21 protein-coding genes are annotated in these 23,911 nt (G+C 41.8%); all 21 read right to left on the minus strand.

What is annotated here, in order from left to right:
- Position 1 precedes the first annotated feature (1 nt).
- Positions 2-2,659 (minus strand): VirB4-like conjugal transfer ATPase, CD1110 family, encoded by a 2,658-nt coding sequence (locus tag CCC70_RS06195; protein WP_119243037.1) that lies wholly within the window; start codon positions 2,657-2,659, stop codon positions 2-4.
- Positions 2,660-2,804: 145 nt separating this feature from the next.
- Positions 2,805-3,176: a PrgI family protein gene (locus CCC70_RS06200; RefSeq protein WP_117440227.1), complete on the minus strand. Its 372-nt coding sequence runs from the start codon at positions 3,174-3,176 to the stop codon at positions 2,805-2,807.
- Between the two features lie 23 nt (positions 3,177-3,199).
- Complete coding sequence (locus CCC70_RS06205; protein WP_287084447.1) at positions 3,200-4,069, minus strand: VirB6/TrbL-like conjugal transfer protein, CD1112 family; 870 nt, start codon at positions 4,067-4,069, stop codon at positions 3,200-3,202.
- A 27-nt stretch (positions 4,070-4,096) separates the two neighbouring features.
- Positions 4,097-4,309: a Maff2 family mobile element protein gene (locus CCC70_RS06210; RefSeq protein ID WP_005421639.1), complete on the minus strand. Its 213-nt coding sequence runs from the start codon at positions 4,307-4,309 to the stop codon at positions 4,097-4,099.
- 147 nt (positions 4,310-4,456) lie between these two features.
- Positions 4,457-6,394 (minus strand): VirD4-like conjugal transfer protein, CD1115 family, encoded by a 1,938-nt coding sequence (locus CCC70_RS06215; protein WP_117440225.1) that lies wholly within the window; start codon positions 6,392-6,394, stop codon positions 4,457-4,459.
- Positions 6,391-6,909: a PcfB family protein gene (locus tag CCC70_RS06220; RefSeq protein ID WP_117440224.1), complete on the minus strand. Its 519-nt coding sequence runs from the start codon at positions 6,907-6,909 to the stop codon at positions 6,391-6,393. The genes CCC70_RS06215 and CCC70_RS06220 overlap by 4 nt, the downstream gene beginning before the upstream one ends.
- The gene (locus tag CCC70_RS06225; RefSeq protein ID WP_002594282.1) at positions 6,890-7,036 is read right to left on the minus strand and encodes a hypothetical protein; all 147 of its coding nucleotides are present in this window, start codon (positions 7,034-7,036) and stop codon (positions 6,890-6,892) included. The genes CCC70_RS06220 and CCC70_RS06225 overlap by 20 nt, the downstream gene beginning before the upstream one ends.
- 70 nt (positions 7,037-7,106) lie before the next feature.
- Entirely contained in the window at positions 7,107-13,016 is a 5,910-nt protein-coding gene (locus tag CCC70_RS06230) for a SpaA isopeptide-forming pilin-related protein (RefSeq protein ID WP_117440252.1), read from the minus strand.
- A 504-nt stretch (positions 13,017-13,520) separates the two neighbouring features.
- The gene (locus CCC70_RS06235; RefSeq protein ID WP_117440223.1) at positions 13,521-13,943 is read right to left on the minus strand and encodes an RNA polymerase sigma factor; all 423 of its coding nucleotides are present in this window, start codon (positions 13,941-13,943) and stop codon (positions 13,521-13,523) included.
- Positions 13,933-14,583, minus strand: a complete 651-nt coding sequence (locus CCC70_RS06240; RefSeq protein ID WP_117440222.1) for a sigma factor-like helix-turn-helix DNA-binding protein — start codon at positions 14,581-14,583, stop codon at positions 13,933-13,935. Before CCC70_RS06240 ends, CCC70_RS06235 begins: the two co-directional genes overlap by 11 nt.
- Positions 14,584-14,752: 169 nt before the next feature.
- Positions 14,753-14,902: a hypothetical protein gene (locus tag CCC70_RS06245; RefSeq protein WP_015543441.1), complete on the minus strand. Its 150-nt coding sequence runs from the start codon at positions 14,900-14,902 to the stop codon at positions 14,753-14,755.
- A gap of 114 nt (positions 14,903-15,016) precedes the next feature.
- Complete coding sequence (locus CCC70_RS06250; RefSeq protein WP_117440221.1) at positions 15,017-15,373, minus strand: helix-turn-helix domain-containing protein; 357 nt, start codon at positions 15,371-15,373, stop codon at positions 15,017-15,019.
- Between the two features lie 110 nt (positions 15,374-15,483).
- Positions 15,484-15,813 (minus strand): DUF6050 family protein, encoded by a 330-nt coding sequence (locus tag CCC70_RS06255; RefSeq protein ID WP_117440220.1) that lies wholly within the window; start codon positions 15,811-15,813, stop codon positions 15,484-15,486.
- Between the two features lie 6 nt (positions 15,814-15,819).
- The gene (locus tag CCC70_RS06260; RefSeq protein ID WP_287084449.1) at positions 15,820-16,995 is read right to left on the minus strand and encodes a DUF6017 domain-containing protein; all 1,176 of its coding nucleotides are present in this window, start codon (positions 16,993-16,995) and stop codon (positions 15,820-15,822) included.
- A complete protein-coding gene (locus tag CCC70_RS06265; protein ID WP_002594290.1) occupies positions 16,976-17,881 on the minus strand; it encodes a ParB/RepB/Spo0J family partition protein in 906 nt (301 codons plus the stop codon). The genes CCC70_RS06260 and CCC70_RS06265 overlap by 20 nt, the downstream gene beginning before the upstream one ends.
- On the minus strand, positions 17,874-18,650 hold the full coding sequence (locus CCC70_RS06270; RefSeq protein WP_287084450.1) for a ParA family protein: 777 nt from the start codon (positions 18,648-18,650) through the stop codon (positions 17,874-17,876). The genes CCC70_RS06265 and CCC70_RS06270 overlap by 8 nt, the downstream gene beginning before the upstream one ends.
- A gap of 15 nt (positions 18,651-18,665) precedes the next feature.
- Entirely contained in the window at positions 18,666-18,830 is a 165-nt protein-coding gene (locus CCC70_RS06275) for a hypothetical protein (protein ID WP_002594292.1), read from the minus strand.
- Positions 18,817-19,284 (minus strand): DUF6075 family protein, encoded by a 468-nt coding sequence (locus tag CCC70_RS06280; RefSeq protein ID WP_223473999.1) that lies wholly within the window; start codon positions 19,282-19,284, stop codon positions 18,817-18,819. The genes CCC70_RS06275 and CCC70_RS06280 overlap by 14 nt, the downstream gene beginning before the upstream one ends.
- A gap of 275 nt (positions 19,285-19,559) precedes the next feature.
- Positions 19,560-20,984, minus strand: coding sequence for a 23S rRNA (uracil(1939)-C(5))-methyltransferase RlmD (rlmD, locus tag CCC70_RS06285; RefSeq protein WP_287084452.1), 1,425 nt, complete (start codon positions 20,982-20,984; stop codon positions 19,560-19,562).
- Between the two features lie 209 nt (positions 20,985-21,193).
- Entirely contained in the window at positions 21,194-21,424 is a 231-nt protein-coding gene (locus CCC70_RS06290; RefSeq protein WP_015526073.1) for a hypothetical protein, read from the minus strand.
- Positions 21,425-21,657: 233 nt separating this feature from the next.
- Positions 21,658-23,901: a DNA helicase PcrA gene (gene pcrA / locus CCC70_RS06295; RefSeq protein WP_287084699.1), complete on the minus strand. Its 2,244-nt coding sequence runs from the start codon at positions 23,899-23,901 to the stop codon at positions 21,658-21,660.
- Positions 23,902-23,911 lie beyond the last annotated feature (10 nt).

Here is a 23,911-nt window from a genome sequence, read left to right on the forward strand (position 1 = left end):
TTTAACTATCGTCTCTGCCTTTAATGCCGAGTTTTTCACGCTTCTCTACATCTTCCGGTTTCGATGACATCAACGCATAAAGCATAAGGGTATTATCGAATCTGTCCTTAAATGGAATAATTGTATTTCCATAAAAGATCAGTCCTTCTCCCTCTCCACTGTTTGTTACATAGGAAAGCTGGTGTGTTGAAATATTAAGCTGTTTTGCCAGAATCTGTCGATCCCCAGATGCCTGGTTAAGCATCAGGATAAAATCTGAGTTTTCAAAGATATTCTCGATTTCCCTTGAAGCAAGCAGATCTTTTACGTTCTGCGTGATACCAGTCGGAATACCGCCCCACTTACGGAATCTCTTCCAAATTTCTACACTGTATGCTGCTGTCTGTTCCTCTTTCAGCAACAGATGGAACTCATCAATATAATATCTGGTTGACTTATGTGCAGAACGGTTGACTGTTACCCTATTCCAAACCTGATCCTGAACAATCAACATGCCAAGTTTTTTAAGCTGTTTACCAAGGTCTTTAATATCGAAACATACCAGACGATTATTCAGTTCTACATTTGTGCGGTGATTAAACACCTTCAGGGAACCATTTACATAGATTTCCAGTGCAGTTGCCAGCCTCTGCGACTCTGCCTCTTCCTGTTTGCGAAGCAGATTATATAAATCTTCCAGGATTGGCATTTTCTCCGGGACCGGATCAGCAAGATAGTCCTGATATACCAGACGTACACATCGGTCAATGATTGTTTTTTCCACTGGTTCCAGACCATTTTTCCCTCCTACTACCAGTTCACAAAGCGAAAGGATAAAATCTGATTTCAGAGATAGCGGATCGTCATCATCCGCATAATTGATGTTAATGTCCATTGGATTGATGTAATCATGACTGGTCGGAGAAATACGGATAACCTGCCCGTTAAATGCCCGGACTAACGGAAAATATTCTCCCTCCGGATCACAGATGATAATGTCGTCTTTTGTGACAATAAATACATTGGTAATCTCTCTTTTTGCTGCAAAGGATTTACCAGATCCAGGAGTACCAAGTATCAGCCCATTTGGATTCTTCAGCCTTTTCCGATCTGCCATAATCAGGTTATTAGACAGGGCATTTAACCCATAATAGATAGATTCTCCGCCCATAAACAGTTCCTGCGTTGTAAATGGGACAAAAATAGCTGTCGATGTGGTAGTCAATGCCCGCTTGATCGGAATCCAGTTTCTTCCAAGTGGCAAACTGCTCATAAGGCCCTGTTCCTGCTGATAGTCCAGTCTTTTTAATGCACAGTTATATTTCTGTGCGATACCTGCCGTCTGGAATACCACATTTTCCAGTTCCTGTTTATTTTTTGCTGTATTTAAAAACACAACCGTCACAAGAAACATTCTTTCATTTCTCGACTGTAAATCTTCCAGAAGCCTTTTCGCCTCTCCACCATATGTGTTCAGATCAGACGGAATAATATCCATATCATATCCGGAGCGTACCGCTTTTTTCTGTTCCTCAATTTTCATGCGGTTAATGTCCGTAACCTTACTTTTAACCAATTTGATTGCTTTCATCTGGTCAATGGACTGAATATGCAGATTAACAAGCAGGTTACAGTCCATTTCCAGAAATTCAGCAAGCATTTTATCCGTCAGCTCTGGTGCCAGAATCTGCAGATAGGATACTGCTCCGATGGTATCTCCCATCTGAAAATCCTTTCCATTTTTGAACAGGAAACTGGATGGAGCAATATAATCCTTTGTATTCAGCCCGGTACGCAGCATATCATCATAGCTGAACCTGAATGGCACTTTGACATTCTGGTTGAATGTTTCATACATGATCTGCAAACGCTCTACACCATTTAACGGATACGCAGATACCCCAAAAACCTTAAAATTATTGAGTATATCTGTTTCAATACGTTCCAGTTTTGGTTTTGCTTCCCGGATATTGTCAGCTTCAATTCCAAATGTAATGTACTTGGTTCTGACAAGACCATTATTTCCTTTTGCCAACTGATTTCTAAGCATCTGGGCAAATTCCATACGCAGATTATCAAAACTGTCATTCTGCTTTTTAATACGGATCACATCTTCATATTCCATCATGTTGCTGTGATGATTGATAAAGGACAACTGAAAATGGATGGTGCTGTCAAAATAATTCAGGAAATCACACCAGTTCTCAAAAATTGCATTTTTATCCTCATTCTGTGCTAACTGATAGTTGATATCATAAAAACGAATCGTCTTTGAATAATACCCATCCTCCACACGACAGATTCCGTCTTTTCCCATTTCTCTATATGGGATGGACTGCTGTGCGGTAATGTTTTTCCCTTTATTTCTATTGTCTTTATTCGTGCTGGATATTTTCTTTGCAGCACCTTTTTCCTCGCTGGATTTTACAGAACCCGGCGGCTTTGTCTTTTTTTTATGCTTTTCTTCTTTCTTTGCCTGTTTCTGTGCCGCCTTTTCTTCACGAGCAGCCTGTTTTGCCGCCTGCTTCGCAAGTTTTTTCTCTTCCTTTTCGTGTGCCTTATGTAATTTCAGTTCATATTTCTGGGCTTTTTTCCAGGCACGTTTTTCCCGTCTGCTTAATTTACGTCTTGGTCTGCGAACACCTCGGTGTCGCTCCAGTGCTTCATACCCAGTAACCATCGGTACTCCCGTCAAACGCTGTCTGTCCTTTGCATAATTTTCTGCCTCGTCCGGATCAAACACTGGTAAACCATCAGCAGAATCCTCTTCATCCAGCCACCAGTCATCCGGATGGGAAAATTCTTCTGTCTGCTCTGGAAGATTCTTATCGTTTCTTAATTTTTCCACGAACGGTACCTCCTTTCGCTTTTGTCATAATTTTCTTTTTTTCATAGAGGTTTTCCACCTCATATTTCCGTACCGGGGGACGGATAAATTTTACTGTAATCACGTTTTTGAGGACTTTCTCTAAAGGAAGTCCATCTTTTTCATACATGGCAAATAAAAAAGCCGGAAGCATCAGCAGACACATTCCGGTTGCCGCATTACTCGAACCAATCAATCCCCTTGACAGGAAATAAAACGGAAGCCCTACTGCCGCTGCAATACCAAGGCAGATAAGCTGTCGTTTTGTAAGATTGAAAATAATTTTATTTTTTACTTTTGTCAGATCTTTTGGTACTGATACAAAAGCCATTTTCATCGTCTCCTTTTCCACATTTAGTGTGCATTAAAGATACTCTTTGAAAAATTACCTGTTTTCATAAGACTAAAGCATAGTATTACTGTATAAGCCATTACACTGAGCAGTGCTGTATGCACATTATCTGATACCTGTATGTTGGCAACCAATACAGAATAAATGCCCACGCACATCATGATAAAAAATCCTTGAAATGCCAGTGCAAACAATCCTCTTAAATAATTGCTGCCAATCTGTCCCCATTCCCGGTTGCTCATAGTGGCAAACGGAATTGCACCGATTGACGAATACAGATAAATTTCTATCATACGGCCATATAAAATAACCGTTATAAAAACGGATATAACCTTTAGGCACAGACTCGCCAGGAGCGTTTCCAGTGCCAGTATAATCAGCTCTCCTATTTCCATTGATTCCATTGCTGTCTCCATCGAGGTAATTACCGAATCAATATTGATTGCCGTCTGCTGGTTGATAACACCTGCCGCCCGGTTCACTACATTCTGTCCAACATCAAAAATCGCCATTGTGATCGTAAAAGCATTGCTTACGAACCAGACTACTATCCACATCTTGAAAAAATATTTGAAAAACATCCATGTATCTATATCATGCATGTTATTCTTTTCGGTGAGCATGGAAATCAGCTCATAGCACAACACAAAAGTTATGATCATTCCGGCAATCGGTACGATCACAGAATCCGACAGATTTTGGATCAAGCTGAAAATACTGCTGTTCCAGCCCTGGGGCGTTTGCCCAACCTGACTTGCGATGTCACCGGTTTTTTCATTCACATCGGTAAACATGTTCGTCAGGTTTGAGCTGACCATGCCTGTAAGGAGGTTACGCATCCATTCTTCTATGGACTCAAAAATCTTATCCATGCGTGTTCTCCTTTCCTACTGCCCCGGCTAAAACAAATTCGCCAGTAATGGTACAAGCTGTGTACCGATCAGAACGACACCTCCACCTGCCATAAGCTGCTTGATTCCCTGTGACTTGGCTCCGGGATTGTCATTTCCATATCCTTCCAGGAGATTGATAACTCCCCAAACTGCCAGACCAGCTCCGATTGCAACAACCAGAGTCTGTAAAATATTAATTGCGGATGTAAAAAACGCCATAATCTATGTTCTCCTTTCGTAACTGCTGTTTTCATTGTGATTTTTTAACGGTTACTACTCGGAGGGTTCCGCCCTGATGGGCGGTCTTTCATGCTTACGCATATCGCTACCTCCCAAAAGGGCATAAAAAAAAGAGCTATGTATGTTTTACGTTACATGCTCTGTGCCTTCATTTTCACTATTTGATTGTTTTTCCAGTTCACTGCCTTCATACACATAAAGGTCGAACGCTTCTTCCGGATTTAACCGGACTTCCATCTGATGTTTCATGTATTCTTCCACATGAAACTCATTCTTTTTATCATAATCGGATAACTGCTTATACCGTTTATGTTTTGTAATGTCAAATTTATCACTGTAAAACGGACGGACACCACGAAGCTGTAAAATACACTTGTTACCGTCCATGACTGCCAGTTCATCCCGGCTCATCAATTCTTTTCCTGTTTTCTGATAGTTCAGACCATAAGACCTGCTCTGTCCTCTTGTATCAGAAGTGTTATATAAATCAATGGTTTCCTTTCCAAGTGTCTCCGAAATTTCTTTCAGAGTGGTACTTTCTTTTCCACCAAGAAACAGCATGGTATCGCAGTTGCCTGTGATAGTTTCCGCTGCATCCTTGTAAATGGTCTTGAGCTGTGATTGTGACTGTAAAATAATGGATGCAGAAATCTCTCTGCTTCGGATCGTTGCGATCAGCTTATCGAACTTCGGAATCTGACCGATATTTGCGAACTCGTCACAGAGGATTCTCACATGATAGGGCAGTCTTCCATGATGAACATCATCGGCTCTGTCACATAACAGATTGAAAAGCTGACTGTACATCATAGCGACCACAAAGTTAAAAGTATCATCCGTATCAGAAATTACAATAAACAATGCAGTTCTTTGATCTCCGATCATATCCAGCTCCATCTCATCATAAGACATAAGCTCCCGCAGTTCCGCAATATCAAAGGGTGCGAGTCTGGCACCACAACTGATTAAAATACTTTTTGCTGTCTTTCCTGCAGCCAGCTTGTATTTTTTATACTGCCTTACTGCAAAATGATTCGGCTCGTCTCTTTCCAGCTCCTCAAATAACAGATCCACTGCATTTTTAAACTCTTCATCTTCTTCCCTGGTTTCACTGGCATTGATAAATTCCAGCAGGGTTGAAAAATTCTGTTCTTCCTCCGGTGCTTCATAGTAGATATAACCAATCAAAGCACAATACAGCAGACGTTCCGCTTTTGTCCAGAAATCCTCGGAAGATTTTTCTCCCTCTCCTTTGGTATTTACCATGATCGTATTTACCAGTTTCAGAATATCTTTTTCCGAACGAATGTAATGAAACGGATTATAGTGCATACTTTTGGCAAAGTTGATGGTATTCAGCACCTTGATTTTGTAAGGAGCCATTACCACTCTGCCATTTTTATCACGCAGGATTTTCCCATTTTTATCTTTCTTCGGTGTCCCTCGTGCTAACATCTTACCACATTCTACGATAATTGTCCCCTTGGGATCGGTGACCACAAAGCTCACATTATCCGGCATCTGCATAAGCTGTGGTTTTACATAAAATCTGGTCTTACCGCTTCCGGAACCACCTATTACGATGACATTCTTGTTTCTGGCATACTTTGGTTTCTTTGGTCTGCTATTCATGGTTAATCGTTCTGTCTGCGTCAATAGGATATTATTCTCAAAGACCGGATCAATAAAAGGAGCTATATCCTTTTCATTTCCCCATCTGGCAGAACCATATTCTTCACCCTGGCGAAACTTCTTTCCATTTTTTCCCTTAAAATACACCACTGCCCACACACTGACTGCAGCAATAGTTCCCGCAACCAGACTTTTCGGTTGTATACTTGGCAGTAACTTTTTAAACGCTAACGGATAGTTCATAAGGAGAACCATCAGCCTGTCCACTACTGTACTGCCCCTGCAATACTGATACAGCCAGGTGCATTTATTTACCACATAAAATACAACCATATACGGAATATGCAACAGAACCTTTTTTATCACTTCTGCATTCGGGGGACGCACCTGAAATCCTTTCAGTTTTTTCTTTATATTTTTTATCCCACTCATAAGGTCGGCTCCTTCTGTTTTTCTTTCGATTTTTCCCGTTCTCTCTGTTTATCCTGGCTGCGGGCTGCGATTGCCTGCTGTAATTTCTTACGGACAGACGGTTTCTTTGTTTTATTCAGCGTCTTTCCGGTAAATTCCCGGAATGCCGCTGTCATCACATCCACATCCCTTGCCTTGAAGAAAACGAAATATCGGGGTGGATCTTCGGACTTATCACGTTTCAGACTAAAATCAATGCCATATTTTTTTGCCACTTTTTCAAAAGCCTTAATGTTGTTATCCGTAATCTCAATGTTGGAAAGCTGAACATTCTGCTGTGCCAGCTTCTTTAAACTCTGCTTCCCATGATAATCTTTATCTGGCGGTTCTTTTACCTGCTGTTTTCTTGCTTTCTCTGCTTTTTCTTTCTCTATTGCTACCAGAAAACGCATCATTGCCTGTTTCAATAAGCGAACTGTCACTTTTCCGCCAGTGATACACAGGGACACTGTTTTTTCATTCACTTCTTCCTGCATCAATCTGTTCCTTTCTATGGTTTTCCAACAGACGGTCTTCCTTTGCTCCTACCCGGATACAGCAGTACAGAACAAAGTTGACTGCTAATACCAGAAGAATCCCTGCAATAATCAATAACGTTCTCATTTTATACCCCTTTCATCATTCAAAAGGGCATCTATGACTTTGCTGCCCATAAATGCCCCTCCATTAACTTTTATTTTCTTTTTTTCGCAATCCAGACTGCTGATACACTGCCTGCCATACCTGCAATCGCAAGCAGAATCCAAATCAGCATGTGTGTATCATCTCCGGTTTTCGGTGTATCTGTTACCTGTGTAGACGGTGTTTCCGGCGTTGGTGTTTCTTCCGGTTTTACCTCATCTTTCATCACTACTTTCTGGATCTCCCCGGTATCCTCGACTGTAAATTTCACATCTTCAGCGACCAGATATCCATCAGGGGCAGACTCTTCACGAAGTGTATACTCCCCAATCGGAAGCATTTCTATGTAATGTGGTTTTTCCTCAGAAGTCCAGCTCTCTACTGTCTTACCGTCTTTGTCAAGAATAGTCAGTTTTGCTCCTGGCAGTTCCTTACCGGAAATATCTGTTTTAGAGATTTCTACCTTAGTCACATCATCTTTCATTTCGATTTTCTGTGGCTTTGCAGTATCTTCAACGGTAAACGTGATGCTTTCTGCTGTCACATAACCATCTGCCGGTTTTGTTTCTGTCAGAGTATATTTCTGTCCGACTACCAGCTCTTTGATGATATGAGCGTCTTTACCGGAAGTCCAGGAATCTACAACTTTACCGCTTTCATCAGTTACCTGTAACTTGGCTCCTTCCAGTTCTTTTCCGTCTGTCAGGGAAGTCTTGGTAATTTTGATTACAGTCGGCTCGTCCTCAAAGGTAAAAGCATAAGATATTTTTTCCTTTTCTGCACCTCCATACTCAAACGTGAACTCCTGTGTTTCATCTGTTGTTGCAAATCCAGATGCCGGTGATGTTTCTTTGATATAATACGCAAAACCAATCGGTAAATCTGCTGTAAAAGTCAGCTTGCCTTCTTTGTCTGTTGCCAGTTCCTCGATCATAGTATCTGCTTTCAGAATTACTTTTCCGTCTGCTCCTGTAATATCATCCTTGGCACAGAGGGCAAATACCGCCCCTTCCAGTACACGATCAGAATCTTTCTCTTTTTTCACAACTTCCACTTCTGCTTTCTGGCGGTTATTCTGCCAGTCAGCAGAATAAGTAACTTCTGCAGTATCCTGATCCCGGTATGTCAGATCAATCTCTCTCGCTTCATCATCCAGTACAAAACCGTCCACTGTAGCTTTTTCTTTTACATAGTATTTACCCAGCGGAAGTCCCGATACCTTTGCAATACCAGTATCGTCCGTTGTAATGGTTGCCACCAGTTCATCTTTTTTATAATAATCTTCACTTTCTTCGTCAGCAGACTTCACATCTTCTAAAGCATAAACTTCAAAAGTAACATCTTTCAGACTGCCTGTTACATACTGGAATAAATGTTTGATCCATCCTCCAACGGAATCCAGTGCAGTTACTTTATCCAGAAATTCTCCATTTTTATTGATGATAATCGTTCCTGTCGGCACATCATCTTTCATTTCAACTTTCTGGATTTCCCCGGTATCCTCAATCGTAAAGGTGATTTCTTCTGCTTTGAGGTATCCATAAGGAGCCATCTCTTCTCTGAGAGTATAGGTTTCCCCTACGGTAAGTCGTTCAATCAGATGCTGTTCGCCTTTTACAGATTTCCATGTATCAACTGCATTTCCATCTTTGTCCAGAACAGTAAGTGTCGCACCTGACAATTCCACGCCAGTAGTTAAATCAGACTTGGAAACTACAACCTTTGTAGGCTGGTTCTTAAATACAGAAGATAACTGTACTACCTTAACATCCTGTCCCTGATATTCTGCTTTTACTTCCAGAACTTCATCAGAAGATACATAACCATCTGGTGCTGCAAGTTCTTTGATATAATATTCACCAAATGGAAGATTCTGTGTAAATACAGCCTTTCCATCTTCTCCGGAAACAGCTTTTCCAAGCAGTGTGTCTGCTTTTACAATTACAGCTCCATGAGCTTTCATATCATTCTTTGCATAAAGTCCAAACTCTGCTCCTGCAACGGCTGCTTCTGTATCAGCATCCTGTTTTACCACAGAAATTTCTACTTTCTGACGGTCATTTTCAAAGATAGCTGTCTGTTCAATGACTGGTGTTTCCTGATCTTTGTAAGAAAAAGTAATGATCTGTGCTTCACTGTTTAAAACAAAGCCATCCGGTGCTGTCTTTTCAACAATCTTATAACTTCCAAGCGGCAGATTTTTCAGGACCGCTTTCCCATCTTTATCCGTTGTAACCGTTTTTACCAGTGTTCCAGCAGCATATTCCAGAATACGGTTTCCATTATCATCTTTCTGGAAATCTGCAGTATAGATGTCCTCGGCAGCGTAAATCTCAAACTCTGCCCCTTCCAGATTTTCTGTCTGATATGCAAAATCATCCTTGAATCCGTCCAGAACTTCGCCCTTTTTCACGATAGTCAGTTCACCCTTAACAGGATGGTTCTCATAAACTGCTTCAATGATCACATCCCCGGAAGTTCCGTCCATCTGGTATGCAGTATTGGAATCTACTGTTACCTCATAGTAATTTTCATTCAAAGTATATCCATAAGGTGCATTTACTTCCTCAATGCGATAATGTCCGATTTTAAGATTCTGCGGAAGAATCAAATATCCCTGCTCATCTGTAAAATAGGATTTATGTTTTACCGTAGTCGGATAAGTTGTTACCTGCTCCACATATTTCTCAGTGTCCATGTTGAAAATCTTGAACTCTGTATTCTTCTGAAGCACTGCCTTTTTCGTCTCATCATCCTGTTTGATGATTTTCAGTTTCGCTTCAAACTCGTCATCCAGAAGTACTCTCCATGTCTGTGGCTGGTTCGGGTTGTTCTCAGTGATACGCACTGTAAAATCATCTACCGGAGTGTAATTATGAGGTGTTGTGGTTTCACGCACAATATAAGTTCCATAAGGAATCGCAATACTGCAGGCATAACCTTTTTCATCTGTAAAGATTTCTGTTGCACCATTTTCTCCGATCACTACCGGTTTTGCAGAATCAAAATCATAGCTTCCATCCTCTTTTACTTTCAGGGAGGATGCCAGATAAGCAGTAAATCCTGCACCTTTCAGTAAGTCTGCGTCGGTTTTTCCATTGTTTGCTGCTTTGATAATCTGGAATGGCTGTTTCATCACCTGCTCCAGAGACAGACAGTCACGATTTACTTCTGCTACAAGGTCTCCCTCATAATTGCAGACCAGATCATGTTCTTCCTCATCTGCCAGATAACCGGTTGGAGGAGTGATCTCTTTCACATAATAATTGCCAAGATATAATCCATTCACAGAAGCCTGTCCATTCTTATCTGTGGTAAGAGTGGCAACCTGTTCTCCTGCTTTATAGATCACACCAGTAGCACCGTCCGGATGCACAATATCCTCACGAGCATACAGTCCATAAACTGCTTTTTCCAGAGTGGCATCCCCCTGTGGAACTGCTTTTTTGGTTTCTTTATCCTGCTTCTGCAGAGAAATCTTAGCTGTCACATGCTTATTTTTGAATGTATGCTTGAATGTCTGTTTTGCTTCCTTATCATTTGTATAAGAAAAAGTAAACGTATAAACATCGTCTGTGTTTCTCACATACCCCGCTGGAGCCTGCACTTCCTTCACATCATAAGAAAATCCAAGTGGCAGGTCTGCTGTAAACTTTGCTGTTCCGTCTGCTCCTGTTGTCGCTTTCTGGATCAGTGTCCCTTTCTTTACAATAACAGTTCCATCCACGTTGATAATGTCACTTGCAGCATAAAGTCCAAAGATTCCTCCATCCAGAGGATTTTCTGTATCTTCATCCTGTTTTGTTACCATTACTTCTACTTTCTGTCTGTCATTGGTAAAGGTTGTCTCAGAGAAAACAATATCCACATTCTGTCCTGCATAGGATAATGTTACTGTCTTTTCCTCTCCGGCATTATAGAATCCTGTCGGAGCCTGTTTCTCTTTTACGATATATGTACCAAGACACAGATTTTTAAGAACGGTAGCTCCGTTTGTATCTGTTGTCAGATTCTCTTTTACCAGATCACCCTTACTGTAAACTTTTGTACCATAAGCAGTTTTAATATCTGCTCCAGCATACACATCATAAACAGCACCACTCTGTCTGCGTTTCTCATACTTAAATGTTGTTCCATTTTCTGTTACATCTGCACCAACCAGAACCTCACCTTCTTTATAAACGGTAAGCTGTCCCATCTGTTCTTCATCTGGAACGGTAACGGTTGTGGTCTTGCTGACTTCCAGTTTCACATTGTAAGCTGTTGCATTGATACGGTATCCGCTTGGAGCTGTAATCTCTTTCAGATATACAGTATCCTGTGTCTTAGTGATCTGTACGGACGCTTCACCGTTTTCATCCGTCGCAGGTAACTGTGTGATCAGTTTTTTGCATTCTACATCACTGTATAATCCAAACACAGCACCAGACAACTTTGCGTCTGACTTGGCATCTTTCTTGATCACCTTAACACTTGCCTGCTGTACCCAGGATACTTTAAAATCTACATATTTCTCATCATCAACGCCTTCACCAAATACCAGAGCCAGATCCTGGTTTCCGGAACCTGTTGAAATCTTATAAGCTGAATAATCTTTGGTAATGCTTCCTTTCATGGTTGCAGACCAGCTTCCTGCCACATCACTCACCTGTGTTAATGGTGCAGACAGATAAAACTTTGTACCACCACAAATTTCTACGCTTTCTCCGGCTTTACTTGTTTTATCTGTTGTCAGGTTATGAAGCTGTACACCTGCCGGAAGTTTCATGGTAATGGTCTGTAACGCATCCGCATTAAATGTAATATCCTTTGTTCTCTGACTGTTACCATCCACATAGGCTTTTACATCTGCATCCGAAAAGGACATTGCCACATCTGGAATTTCCGGCTGTGAAATACAGTAATTATAGAGTTTCATTGCCAGATTCTGTGCTGTACTGTTTGCACCTGAAAAAGCATCCCCACTTCCATTTGCATAAGATGCTGCCAGGTGTACCAGAATAAATCTGGCTCCTGCACTTAAATTGCCGTATCCGTTTTCCTCTGTAAAAAATCCATCATCACCGGAAGCCTTTGTACCGTAATAGCACACTTTCGCAAGTGCTTTCCCATCACCAACTTTATTGATCGTATAGGTTCCACTTCCAGGCCCTGGTTTAGATGGCTGCACACAATATGCTGTGGCAGATACATTTCCAAATTTTACAGTATACTGGTAAGTCAGATATGTTCCATATCCGTAATCTGCATATCGGTATTCTGCTCCTCTGGTCACAGAAACCTGCTGTGAACTTCTGGCATTGCCTGCCGCAGCCATAAAGGTTACTGTTTCTCCGGCTTCCATTGCATACAGATTAATGCCATTACTCTCTGCCTGTTCCAGTACTTCTGAAACGGTTAATTCAGATTCCAAATCTGCTGTGCTTTCAGAATTTTGTGTTTCCCGGTGCGACTCCGAATCCTCCTCGCTCTGCTCCGTATCCCCAGTATCATCCTCAACATTCACTGTACTGTCCGAAGAACGCTCTGACTGCACTTCTGTTTCCGGTTCTTTCACTGTAATATTTCTGCTGATTCTATAAGCAGGATGACCGCTGACTGGTTCTACTGCATAGACAGCCTTGTAAGTATCCGGTGTATGTGTGTCAAAATCTGTACCAGTTTCATTCTTTGCTTCATGAAATAAAATCTTGATTTTGCTTTCATCTACACCTTCGATTCCAGACAGATCAACTTCTACATCAAATTCCTGCCCGTAAGAAAGTTCAATATCATTTGCCTTTACGATTTCATCCGGATCAAGGGAATCTTGAACGTCTTTTAATTCTGCATACTGTTGTTCAAATGGTATTTCTTCCGGTTCTAATTCAGAAGCCGAAACTGCTACTGGCTGAATAATGACAGAAGCCAGTGTTGCGACTGCCATAAATCCGGACAAGAATCTTTTGAATCTCATTTTCATTTTGACTGAATCCTCTCTTTCTTCTATTATCTGCTCTGTTTTCATACAGGCTCACACCTGCATTATTCAATCATTGGAACCACCTCCCACATCTTATTGCTGATACAGAAATAACTCTGATAACAGCACATTCATATGGCAGTGCCTTTTTTGAAACACCGCCACATGGTATCTGCTGTCATCCTGTAAAACAGGAATGACACTCAGGTAAAGTTCAGGATCAAGCATTAAGCCGCAAGAGGTAATTCGTAATAGTTCCTGCAAAGGGTGCCTCCCATCTGTATCCCTTCACGTTTTCACCGGATTCCCGCCGCAAAAATGCGTAGCTGAAAAATTCCGGGTATCCTCTCGCTGCTGGTATGAAATTGTCAAGGTGCAATTTTTAAGGGGTTTTATCTTCTTGAATTGCAAATAGACATTTGCCCCTTCACTAACTGCATGTGTGAAAGGGCAAAAATTAACCTGTTTGAAAAATTTTTTAGATATTTTTATTTCAACATTGTTTTATGTGTTTTCCAGTTGTTCTTTTAATTTCTCCAATACTTTCTTCCTCCGGTTTCTAATCGTCTTTGGGCAGCACCCAAAATACTGTGCTGTTTCTTTTACTGTAAATTCTTCAAAAAACAATAGCGTTATCAGTTCCGCATCCTCTTTAGTCAAATATCCCAGAGCTTTTTCCAGTTCCTGTATTTCTGACAATCTGATAACGATTTCTTCCGGTGATACTACCGAAAAAGAGCAGTCATAGCCTTTTTCCTGTAATTCCTCCATGCTGCATACCCCATGCCTCTGCATTTTTTCAACCTGATATCGCTCTTTTCTTCCAGCCTGATACCAGGCCAGATATACTGCCCTGGTAACTTCCACAAATGTATCATTTATACGCAACATATAGCGTTGTCTTTCTTTTGGCTTTTTACCAGGCATACTTCCAGTCTCCTTTTTTCAATGTTCTGGCAGAGTCATCCGAATTATTCCGCATTTTCTGCATTGCCTGTGAAATACACTTTGATACTGCCGGAACTGTAATACCCAGTTCATGCGAGACTTCTTTTTGTGTTTTCTGCTGAAAATAAATACGATGGATCATCTGTCTCTGTCTCTCTGTCAGCAGATTCATCAACTCCCTGACTGTTTCCTCTGCAATGATTCTTTCAAGCAGACATTGTCCTTTATCTGCCAATTCACACCATTCTTCGGAAATACAGCTATACGAAATGCAATTATTATGTTCTCGTGTTTCCCTGTTTCTCCACAGCCGGTCTTCGCCTTCTAATATCAGCCTTACATACCAGGGTTGATCATCAAAAAAATTCTCCTCAACAACTGCTATTTTTCTTTCTGCTTCATACACATAATCTCGACAGGTAAATAGCGGAAAAACCGTTGCATAGTCCCCCACACAATAGAGAACATATCCGGTCTGATATGCGATAATTTCCGCACAATCCATCAACCTCTGCTTCGCAACTGCTACATCGTTTTCTCTTAAATATTTAGCGGACGGAACCTTTCTTCTTTCTTCCCTGTTACTTACAACCTGTTTCAATTCCTGCAACGTCAGCATAATTACCACCTTTCTGCCTGCTGGCAACAGGTGCCCATCGGCAGAAAGGATAGGATTCTTACTGATCAACTGACAAAAAGGGCAGTAAAAAACAGCTTCCGGTACACCCGTTTTTTTTAACGAGAGCCTGAAACTTTCTTACTGCCCTTTCTAATAGTTACAATATTCTCTACTTTATTTTCCGTCTGATGCCAGGATCAGACTTCTTGGCATTTCTTTCTGCTTTTATGTTCTTTTCATTTTCCATCAAAACAGAATAGTCTCCCATTGCATCATAAGGACACTGCCTCCGATAAAGCAAATTTTCTTCCCTTGTCATCCATCCTATCTCCCTTCTTTATCTCTCTGTTTTCCATTTTAACAACACAGGATTCTATTATCCTTAGCATATATGGGGAGTTTTTTTATTTTGCACCCCATATATGGTGAAATTTCACCTGTACTCATTAAAACTGTCTATCAGAGAATCTATGGTCTGCATGATAATTTTCTGCTCTTTCCATTCCATCTTCTGAATACGGCAAAGCACTTCCTGAACTGATTCCTGCTTCTCTGTACCGCCTCCCTCTTTTCCCAGCAGGAGATTGGCATCCGTTTCCAATATCTCAATTATCTTCCTGAAAATCTCAACAGACATTGCCGTTTGCCCACCTTCAATCCTGCTGACCGTATTGACACTGATACCTGCTTTTTCCGCAAAAGATTCCTGTGACAACTTCATTTCCTGTCTGCGTTTTCTGATCCGTTCTCCCAATTCAATAAGTTCTGTGGAAATTGCACGATTGCTCAATACGGTGTCTCCTTTCCTGCAATTTGTCCCAACTTTACGCCATTGTGTCGCAAAGTTTCCCGAAAAAAAGCAGCTAATTTTTGTCTTAGCTGCTTTTCAAAAAATCTATTTCATTTTATTCTCGGTATTTTATGTATCCCTGTAATCAGAAAAACGCAGAGATAAATGATCGCCTGTCCAATCATTGCCAGAAGAACGATGCTTCCGATCAATCCTCCAATCAGAAAATTCATCATCCATACTGCCAGCATTCCTCCGAGGTCAAAACCTCTTGGAACCATCCAGACACACATTTTTCCTATTCCAAACGGTATCCCCATCAGGAGTAACAGCAAGAAATAATTGCACTTCCCATCCTGGATACAAAACGGTCTTAATACTGCAAACAATACCGTAATCACCAGCACTGGTGCTATCACTTTTTTAATCATCTTCTTCATGTTCCCTTATCCTCCATACATATCGTGATTAACTTCTGCCTGATAATAACTGTTTATCGTTGCCGGGGCATTATACAGGGCGGTCAGAAGATACGCTTTAATATTCCCAACCTTGGTCGTATTCCGGTTCAGACAGAACAGCACATATTCGATATGCGAATAATTCAGTTTCATAAACCTGCTTTTTACCAAAGCAACTGGTTTTTCTACTCCTGCAATGCGAATCATACTGTCCTCCGGCATCATCATAACTTCAACTATCAGTTCTACCAGTTCATCTACATCTTCCTTTGCATGATATTGATAATCAATGTTTTCATGGATCACTTCACGATATGCTCTCATCTCCTCCATCACATCTTTTTTCTTTTGGAAATTATCTGATGTGATTGGATAAGATTGATTTATCTCAGTTTCATTAATATCAGTCTTGTTAATATCAGTATTATTAGATTGTGATTTCGGGCATTCTGGATTTGTGATTTCCACTATTCTGGAATGATGATTTTCGCTATTTTGGAATTGTGATTCTGGAAATTCTGGATTTGTGGTTTCCACCATTCTTGAATTGTGATTTTCACTATTCTGGAATTGTGATTCCCCATAATCCTGAATTGTGGTTTTCACTACTCCTGAATGATGATTTTCACAATTCAGAGAAATGCCTGTTTTCCCCTTGTTTTCTGCTTCTTGTTGCAAATCTGCACATTCCTCATGTCTTTTCTGTTTCGATTGCAAATCTGCAATTTTTTTATGATCTTCCTGCTCAGATTGCAGATCTGCACAATCACCTGTCGGCTTTTGATCTGGAACCTCTCTGATCATAAAATTTTTCACATAAATAACATTCGGTTTTCCCAGTCCCAGACGTTTCTTCTCTATCAATCCAATCCCATTACTGCTGTCCAGCTCTTTTACCAGTTTCACTGCCTTTTGAGTTCCGCAGTTCATCAACTCTGCAATTTCTTCCACAGTGAAAATAATGTATACTCTGTCCTCTGAATCCAGCCATCTGTTCTTAATGCTCAGGCTCATACGGTCTAGCATCAGACCGTATAATACCTTTGCTTCACAAGAAAGAGTTTTAAAACATGGTTCGGTAAACAGCACTTTAGGGACACGATAAAAGCTGTATTGTTCCGCTTCCATCCCCGTAAAATAATCAAACTGTATCTTCTGCATCTGCTACTCCTTCTTTGTTTTCTTTCCATTTATCCAAAAGCATAAAAATGACTTCTTCTATCTGTTCTTTAGAATATGTCTCCGGAAAATAATTTCCAATTTTCTTTGCCGGAATCGTCACATTGATCTTACTGCTTTCCTTTTTTAATAAAACAGCATAGATATAACTCTGGTTTAATTTTCCATTTGCACTGCATTCTTTTAACTGTTCTGCCTGTTGTTTTGTCGGAAAAATGCTACTGTTGGTAATCACTTCCAGAAGCCACCCCTGTTCCTCTGGCTTCAGATAAGACAGCTTTTCTCCCACAATCATAGGAATTTTATTATTGTCCACATATTCCAGCAAAGCATCTGATAATGCCGCCAGACGTATATACCTCTGTACGGTTCTCCCACTGTCCCCGGCAGCTTCCCCAACCATATCTGCTGTATATTTCTCACCTTTACTTCCCTGATGCTTCATTGCATCATATTTCATCTTATAGGCATGAGCTTTCTCACTTGGCAGTAGATTTTCACGCTGAATGTTGGAATCGACCATAATAATGACCGCTTCATCATCCGTATAATTTCGGACAAGAGCTGGCAATGTAGTCTTTCCACACAGTTCACAGCCTCTTTTTCTTCTATGCCCGGAAATCATCTCATATCCGCCATCTGGTCGAGGTCTTACCAGCGCAGGAGTCAAAACACCGTATGTTTTAATGCTCTCTACGGTTTCTGCCATTTTTTCATCATCATTTACATGGAACGGATGATTTTTAAAGGGATAAAGCTTTGCCAGATCTATTTCCACAACCTGGTTCATACTCTTTTCCGGTGTTTCCTCTAATCCCAGTAATTCATCATAAGAGGTAAGCTGAATATCTTTTTTCGGTCTACGCATGTTTCAACACCTCCTGAACCAGTTCCAGATAGCTGTCTGCCCCCTTGCTTTTTCCATCATAGGCAAAGATACTTACACCCTCCGATGCTGTTTCTGCAAGGCTTTCTGTTCTCGGAATCGTCTGCTCAAAAATCTTAATGTCACTTCCGTATGTAGTTTTGATTGCCTGTTTGTTTCTCTTGGCATTATTGTAACGGCAATTATCCATTGTGAATAAAATACCTTCTATCTGTAAATCCGGATTGAACCTCTGATGGATTCCCTTAACTACTTTCAGTAATTCCATGAGTCCATCTGCCGCATAATATTGTGGCTGCACTGGAATCAGAACACTGTCCGCTGCACTCAAAGCATTGAGCGTCAGCATTCCCAGGGATGGCATACAGTCAATCAGAATATAATCATACTCATCCTTCAGCAGTTCCAGATACTCTTTCAGCACCTTTTCTCTGTCCTCTACTGTAAATAAAGACATATCCATTCCGGCAAGCAATTTATTGGACGGAATTAGGTCAACACCTTCTTCATGGTGCAGAATTGCTTCTTTCGGATCAAATTCCAGTCCCATGATAATGTTCTCCATCATGCTTTTTAATGTTACCTTGAGATTTTTAGGGAATCCTAATCCCATTGTCAAGTGCCCCTGTGGATCAGCATCTACCAGGACTACTTTTTTCCCTGACTTCACCAGTCCGGCTCCCAGATTGATTGTTGTCGTTGTTTTGGCTACTCCGCCTTTCTGATTTGCAATAGCAATTACTTTACACATATACTTTCCTCCGATTTACTCTTTTTCTTCTACTTCAACATAAACACGAAAATATTTGCTTGTTCCTTTGTTCGCATAAGCATCCGATACTTCCAGAACATCCAATTCTTTATGCTTTTCCAAAATACGACGGAACCATTGGATATCCTTTAAAGTACCCTGTAATCTAATTTTCAGCATACATATCCTCCCAGTCTTTGTAAAAACAATACTCTGGGTAACGGATTTTAATGGCTTCCCAAAAATACCGGGCATATCCGCAGCAAAACAGATCTTCTACGGTATAATACTGACACTCTTTTAACTGATCTTCCTCTACTTCATAATCTCCGACACTTGGGGTCCCATTGCAGTAAAGATTAAATGCCATGCGGACGATCCGTAAACTTCCACTGGTCTGCCAACCTTCCTGCAGGGATTCCGTTTTTACACATCCAGTTTTAAAATTATAGATTTTATTCACATTTTCTCTTGTGTCTCTGTCGATACCCAGGCAATAAACCAGAGCCTGATGATAAACATCCTGATATCTGCATTTTTTCAGATATTCCATATAAAATTTTTCGTGTTCCTTGCTCTTGAAAGTAATTGTGCGAGAATTGCTATTCTCTGCTCTTAACGCTGTGTTTGTCATTTCTGTTTTCCTCCTAAATTTTAATAAAAAAGACACCCCATTTCTGGAATGCCCTATAAAAAATAGGGACACCCGCTTTTAACAAGTATCCCTATAATCTATCAATTATTTGATAGCTCTCTATTCATTTTCATATTCAGGATTTTTTGTGTTCCCCGTACCGAGGTCTAAGGCAACAATTACGGTTACTCTCTGCACAAGTATCTTTTCCTTGTGATTTTCACCGATTTTGTTGAAACTGAAAAACTCTACAAAGTGCGTAAATTCAAGGATTTCTAGGTATCTTTCCTTTGTAGTCCCACCACAGTCTCCACATGAACCCCCTGGCAGAACTGATCCACTGCACAGGCGTGGGTCATCTCATATCCTGCCTCATAAAATGCCGGGAGGTCTCTCACAAGACTTGTAACCTTGCAGGAAATGTATACGATCTGGTCTACGCCGTAAGCCAGGATCTTTGGAAGGGCTTTGGGGTGAACGCCATCTCTGGGCGGATCAAGGATGATCATATCCGGTTTCTCCGGCACCTCGTCCAGAACCTTCAGCACGTCTCCGGCAATAAAACGACAGTTATTAATGCCGTTAAGTGCAGCGTTTTCTCTGGCGGCTTTTACCGCGTCTTTCACGATCTCCACACCGATCACCTCGCTGGCAACGGACGCCGCAAGCTGGGCAATGGTGCCGGTTCCACTGTAAAGGTCAAACACTACCTTATCTCTGGTATCTCCTACATATTCCCGCACCTTGGAATACAGGATCTCTGCAGCCAGGGAATTTGGCTGGAAAAAGGAAAAGGTACTGATCTTAAATTTCAGTCCAAGAAGTTCTTCATAGAAATAATCCTTTCCATAAAGGATCTTCGTCTCGTCGCTCTGTACCACGTCGGATAAAGAATCATTTAAAATGTGCATGATCCCCACAATCTTCCCTTCCAGCGGAAGTGCAAGAAGCTGATCTTTCAGAGGCTCCAGATCATATTCTTCCTGGGTGGTGGTTACCACATGGACCAGGATCTCACCACTTGTGACGCCTCTTCGAAGAAGAAGATGTCGAAGATATCCCACATGCTGCAGCTTTTTATAGAAGCTGGCATTACGCTCCAGGAAAAACTCCCGCACACAGACCAGGATCTTCGTCATATCCGGATGGACCAGCTTACAGTCATCCGTATTCAGGATATCGTAAGTGCTTCCCTTCTTGTGAAGTCCAAGGGACAGCGGCCCATCCTTATACTCATCCCCAAAGGAAAACTCCATCTTATTGCGGTACCCGAACTCAATAGGACTGCCGTAGATCCCATCCCAGTGATATAAACGATCTGCGGCCTCAGCTTCTTCTGTCACATCATCGTTCTTCCCGATCTTAGCCAGGCTTTCTCTTACTGCACCATCCAGAAGTTCTCTCACCTGACGCTCCTTCATCTCCTTCTGTGCCTCATAGCTCATGGTCTGGTACATGCAGCCGCCGCATGCCGGAAACTCCTGACAGGCAGGTTCTCTTGTTTCCAGGGGAGATTTCTCCAGGACCTCCAGAAGACGTCCTTCCGCCCGACCGGAACGTTTCTTATTGATCATAAATCGGACTTTCTGTCCCGGGATTCCGTTTTTTACAATTACTTTCTGGTCATCAACCCAAACAAAACCTTTGTTTGGAAATTCCACTTTTTCTATAATACCTTCGTAAATTTCACCTTTTTTCATAAATCCTCTTTCTGTTTTATAACCAGCAGACAATAGTTCGAACATTCAGGATCCTCTTTACTGTCTGCTCATGAACGCCAGCGTTTCACGGTCCGTCTTCAAAAATCAAGCCCCGGTATCGCGCCGGGGCTTCAATTATCCGCTTCTCATATCATACATAACAGACAGCCATTCTGATCTGTTCAAAACAGCCTCTGCAGTGAAAGTTCTTACTCTTCCTCATCCTCGAAATAATCATCGAAGTCATCATCAAAATCTTCTTCAAAATCTTCCAGGTAATCCGGAGCGAAGAAACGATATACTGCAAATGCGATTCCTGCAACAGCTGCAACTGCGCCGATGATCGCCAGTACCCAAAGGACTGTGTTCTTATCTTTCTCTTCTTCTTTTTTCTTCAGTGTTGCAAGCAGTTCTTCAAGCTTTGTTGTATTTAAATTCATAACACTGCACCATCCTTTCTTTCTGTTCGGCTGTACTGTCTGACAGTAAACCGGCAGCACAGCAAAAATACTCTATCACTGTACCGACCTTTCCTAAGTGTTCTTATTATACCACCATATGTCTGATTTTACCATAACTTACGCAAATTTTAACAGGAACATTCCGGAATAATGTTATTTGCAGCTGCTTCGAAATATTTTCACAAAATATATGCAAAACGGCCATTTCATTTTCAGATCTTCTTCAGTTTGGCAAAACCTGCGAACATTTTTTTCACACCGACTTTGTCAAAATCTACCGTTACCTCGTAATCCCGGCCGCCTTCTACAATATTCTTCACGATACCAACTCCGAATTTCACATGGCGCACGGTATCACCGACTCCGTAATCCAGCTTCGCTGCCTTGGTAACGGTGAAATCCTTCTTCTGAAGGCTTGTTTTTGCTTGGAAATTCATTTTCATCTGGGCATAGGCGCTTTTCGGAGATACGATATCATCTACCTTGGGCTTTTTTTCCTGAATGGTATGTCCAAGATCTACCAGCTCCCGTGGAACCTCCCTTACAAAACGTGACACACGGTTATACTGAGTCTCCCCACGGATCATCCGCTGTTTTGCACAGGTTAAGGTCAGCTCTTTCATGGCACGGGTGATTCCCACATAACAGAGCCTTCGCTCCTCCTCTATATCCGACGGATCACCGGACCAGATGGAAGCATATCCCGGAAAAACACCGTCCTCCATTCCTACGATAAATACATTGGGGAACTCCAGTCCTTTGGCACTGTGAAGGGTCATCAGCAGCACATAATCCTGATCCGGATCAACAGAATCGATATCTGCCACCAGTGCGATCTCCTCCAGAAATGCAGAAAGTGTTGCCGGCTGTCCGGCCTCCTCCATGGCTTCCTGGAAGGATTCTGTCTTGGAGATCAGCTCATCGATATTTTCGATCCTCGCCTGGGCCTCCTCCGTTTTCTCTGCCTCCAGTTCCTTCACATAACCGGTAAGCTCAATAACCTCTTCCAGGGTTTCACGGACTGTATAGGCCTCTGCCTTACTTTTCAGTCCCTGGATAAAGGATACAAAATCATTGATCTTTCCTGCTGCCCTGCCAATGGACGGTACTTCCTCCACCACGCGGAGAGCATCGTAAAAGCTCAGGTTCATCATATCCGCATAGTCCTGGACCCGGCCGATGCTGGTGAGTCCGATCCCTCTTTTGGGCACATTTAAGATCCTGCGCACAGCCAGATCATCACTGGCATTGTCAATGGTCTTCAGATAGCTTAACAGATCCTTGATCTCTTTGCGGGCATAAAAGTTCACGCCGCCGACAATCTTATAAGGAACATTTGCCAGAAGGAATTTCTCCTCAAAGAGACGGGACTGGGCATTGGTCCGATAAAGTACTGCACAATCCTTGTACTGGAATTTTCCGTTGCGGCGTCCCTGGATAATTTCTCCTGCAACATACTCCGCTTCCTCAAATCCGTTGTTGAACTGACGGAAATGTACTTTATCTCCCTCTTCGTTCTCTGTCCAGAGGCGTTTTTCCTTACGCTCTGTATTGTTGACGATCACCTCATTGGCTGCATTGAGGATATTCTGGGTAGAACGGTAATTCTGTTCCAGGCGCACCACCTTAGCCTCAGGAAAAACCTTCTCAAATCCTAAGATATTCCCGATATTTGCTCCACGAAAACGATAGATGGACTGGTCATCATCACCAACCACACAGAGATTCTTGTATTTCTCAGCAAGAAGACTTACAAATTTAAACTGGGCAGTATTGGTATCCTGATACTCATCCACCATAATATATTTGAAACGTTCCTGATAATAGTCCAGGATATCCGGATTATGCTGAAAAAGCTCCACAGTCTTCACGATCAGGTCATCAAAATCCAGCGCATTGTTTCCCCGGAGGATAGACTGATATTCCTTATACATACCGGCAATCTTCCGTGCATCCGGATCGCCGCCCGCATTCAGCTCCATCTCTTCCGGTGTGATCAGTTCATCCTTGGCATGGGAAATCTCAGCAAGAACAGCGCGTTCCTTGTAGATCTTGGTATTGATATCAAACTTCCGGAAGATTTCCTTCATGACTGTTTTCTGGTCGTCGGCATCATAGATGGTAAAATTACTGCCAAAACCCAGCACCTCAATATGTCTGCGCAGGATCCTCACGCAGGCGGAATGGAAGGTGGAGACCCATACGCTCTCCGCACCCATTCCCGCAATTTTATTCACACGTTCCCGCATCTCACTGGCGGCCTTGTTGGTAAAGGTGATCGCCAGGATATTCCATGGGTTTACACCCTTTTCTTCCATTAAATAGGCGATCCTGTGGGTCAGCACTCTTGTTTTTCCGGAACCGGCTCCTGCGAGGATCAGAAGTGGTCCCTCTGTATGTACGGCAGCTTCCCGCTGCATAGGATTCAATGTGTCCAAAGCATCATGTATACTCATTTTGATCTCC

The sequence above is a fragment of the Blautia sp. LMAG:89 genome (assembly GCF_008679485.1).
GTDB classification, from domain to species: Bacteria; Bacillota; Clostridia; order Lachnospirales; family Lachnospiraceae; genus Blautia_A; species Blautia_A fusiformis.